The following is a 3,006-nucleotide window of genomic DNA, read 5'->3' on the forward strand; positions in this document are numbered from 1 at the left end:
GGGGGTGACGCACAGGGTGGCGACGTGTTCACGGGACGCCACGTCCTCGAACTGCAGGCCGTGGCCCCCCTCGGTCGTCAGCGCGGCCGGGATGACGACGATTTCGCAGCCGGCCTCGCGCAGCTGCCGGTCGGTGGTGGTGTTCCGGGCGAGGCCGACGAAGCGCAGCCCGGCCCGCTGGGCGGCGGCGAGCTCGGCGACGGTGGAGCCGATGACCAGGCCCGTGGCGGCCGACCCCGCGCAGGCGTCGAGGGCGCGCAGCATGCAGTCCGGGTGCGGGGTGAGCAGCGCGAGGTCCTCGGCGCGTCCGTGGACGCCGGCCACGGGCAGGGCGCCGTAGGGCCGCAGATAGCGGGGTACGGCCTCGGCGCAGACGTCCGTGACGACGCAGACGCGGCGGCCGGAGGCGTGCAGGGTGCGCACCAGTGGCGCGGAGTTGTGCGTGGCCGGGGCGTGCGGCACCGCCCGGAGTTCGATCTCGTCCAGGCGTTCGCGCAGCAGCGGCCCGAGCGGGTCCTGCGCGAAGGCCCGGAGCACGTCCAGCGGATGGGCGAACGTCTCCCGCACCGCGCCGGGCAGGGCGTGCCGCGCGTCGCGGTGCTCGTCGACGAGGGCGAGCAGGCCGAGCACGGCCTCGCGCGCGGTGCTCGCCGAGAACAGGCGGGTCATCGGGCCGTCGAAGCCGACCAGGACCGTCTCGGCCTCGCCGAGCAGCCGCGGCAGCGGGAGCCGCGCGGGAGCGGCCCCCTGCGGTGCGGGCAGGGCCGCGCCCTCCCGGTCCAGTTGAACCGAGGCCGTCACCGACAGCCCGGGCACCGGCCAGTGGCGCAGCCCGGCGTTGACCGCGCGCTGGGCGGCGCCCGCCCGGCGCAGCGGATGCCGGCGGGTGATGCGGGCCGCTTCCTCCAGCAGGTGGCCGAGCAGCGGTTCGGACACCCGGCCGACCTCGGCCCGTACGAAGGCGACCGGGTCCTCCACGTGCCAGGACAGCTCGACCGCCGCGGCGAAGGCGCCCTTGCCGGAACTCGGCAGCGAGACCCGGTGGTGGGCCTGGTGCGTGGTGAGGTCGACCTCGTAGTACGTCACGAGCCGCGGCTTGCCGTCACCATGCGGCCGGGCGGGGTTGAGAAGGGTCAGCGGGCCGTCGGGCCGGGTGTGGACGACGGCCGTGCGGCCCGGGGCCGGTATGCCGAGCCGGCGCAGGTCGCGGGTGATGAAGGGGCCCCGCACCAGGTCGCGGGCCTCGGGCTCGGGGGTCGTGGCGGGGGACAGCGGGCAGTACCAGGCGACGGGCGGGGTGTCCGTGGCGCCGTCCTGGTAGAGGGGCTGGAAGCGCTGGGGGCCCTGGGCGGCGGAGCTGGCGGCGAACTGCTCGTAGACGGCCGGGGAGACGATCACCTGGATGTCGGCGGGCACGGGCGGCGGCTCGGGCGGCGGGACGGGCCGGTCCCAGAACGTGACGGTCAGGGGCGGCGGGTCCACGAGTCCGGTGAGCACCTCGGGCAGGCCCCGCAGGACGGCGACCAGCACGGGGAGCAGGTAGGTGCCGGGTTCGGTGTGGACGTCGTAGCCGCTGCCGCGGACGCGCACGTCGAACCGGTGGGGGGCGAGCGCGCCGCGCGAGAGCATCTCGTGCACCGCGTACTCGAGGGTGATGCGGGCCTCGGGGTGGCCGGTGAGGTCGTCGGACTCGAAGAGGATCGTGGGGGCGGCGGCCCGTGTGTCCGATTGCGGGTCCGTGCCCGATCGCGGGTCCGTGTCCGATCGCGGGTCCGTTCCGCCCAGCCGCCGCACGGTCTCCTCGCTGACGGTCGCGAACGCCGCGCCGGCCTCGTCGTGTCCGTCGCCCGTCTCGGCCCGGAACTGACCGGCCGCGAGCCCCGCGCGCTCGTCGATCAGGCCCCCGACCCGGGCGAGGAACTCCCGGGTCCGGCCACGGGCCGTGCGGGGCAGGGAGCGCAGCAGCAACTCCCGTACGCCGGGCCGGAACGCGTAGGAGCCGGAGGGGCCGGGGGCGGCGGTGAGCATGCCGCTGAGGATCACCTCGGCCAGGTGCTGGGGGCGCGGGTCGCGGTCCAGGGTGCGCTGGACGAGGCGCATCACCGGGACCGAGGGGACCGCCAGCGCCAGGTGCCCGGCCAGGCGGAAGGCCTCGGGGGACGCGGTCGCGCGAAAGCGCAGGACCAGGTCCTCGGGAGAGGCCGTGGTGTGGTCGGGGGCGGGCTCGGCGGGGAGCGCGGGAGCGGGCGGCAGCCAGGCCACCGCGCCGGGTGTGCGGGCGCCGCCAGGGTCGGCGAGCAGGGCGGCCCAGTGGGCGAGCCAGGGGGCGCCCGGTTCCAGGACCGGCAGCGGGAGGGCCCCGTCCGGAGGTGGTGAGGCGTCGTACGGGGTGAACGCGAGGGTCGCCGTGGGGGCCGCGGTGGTGGGGGCCGTCAGCAGGCCCGGCTCGGCGGGCAACGCCGTGGTGGGCCACAGGTGTTCGGGGAGAGGCTGGACGACGGCGAGCGGCATGCGGTGGGCCCAGTTCCGCAGGGTGCGGTACCAGCGCTCGCCCGCCTCGCCCGGGCGCCACTGCGGGCCCATGCAGTCGCTGACCACGAGGGTGGCCGTGCGGCCGTCGGCGAGGACGGGGACCTGGCGGGCGCGGCCGTCGGGAGTGGCCGGGTGCAGGGTGACCGCGCGGAAGATGCCCGACTGGGCCAGCGCCGCGTGCAGTTCGCTCACCAGGGGGCGCCAGACCGGCATGGTGGGGCCGGTGTCGTGCACGAGGTTCAGGCGCAGCCAGCGGTCGGGTGCCGGGCGCAGCACGGGGAGCCACACGGCCGGGTGGGCGCCGAGCCGCGCGATCCGGTCGGCCGTCGCGCGCTCGTCCAGCAGGCGCGCGTGCGGGGAGGGCACCTTGCGCTGCAGCGGACGCAGGGCGCGCTGCAACGCGAGGGGGTGGGGGAGCATCGGCGGCGCGGGCGCGAGGAGCGCCGATCCACCGCCGCCGGGGTGGTGCCGCGG

General features: G+C 77.1%; 1 protein-coding gene. It reads right to left on the reverse strand.

Annotated features, from left to right (window positions below):
- A partial coding sequence (locus tag K4G64_RS38830) for an SAV_2336 N-terminal domain-related protein (RefSeq protein WP_221760553.1) occupies positions 1–3,006 on the reverse strand: 3,006 nt, incomplete at both ends.

Source organism: Streptomyces sp. WAC04114, from assembly GCF_019733245.1.
GTDB classification, from domain to species: domain Bacteria; phylum Actinomycetota; class Actinomycetes; order Streptomycetales; family Streptomycetaceae; genus Streptomyces; species Streptomyces massasporeus_A.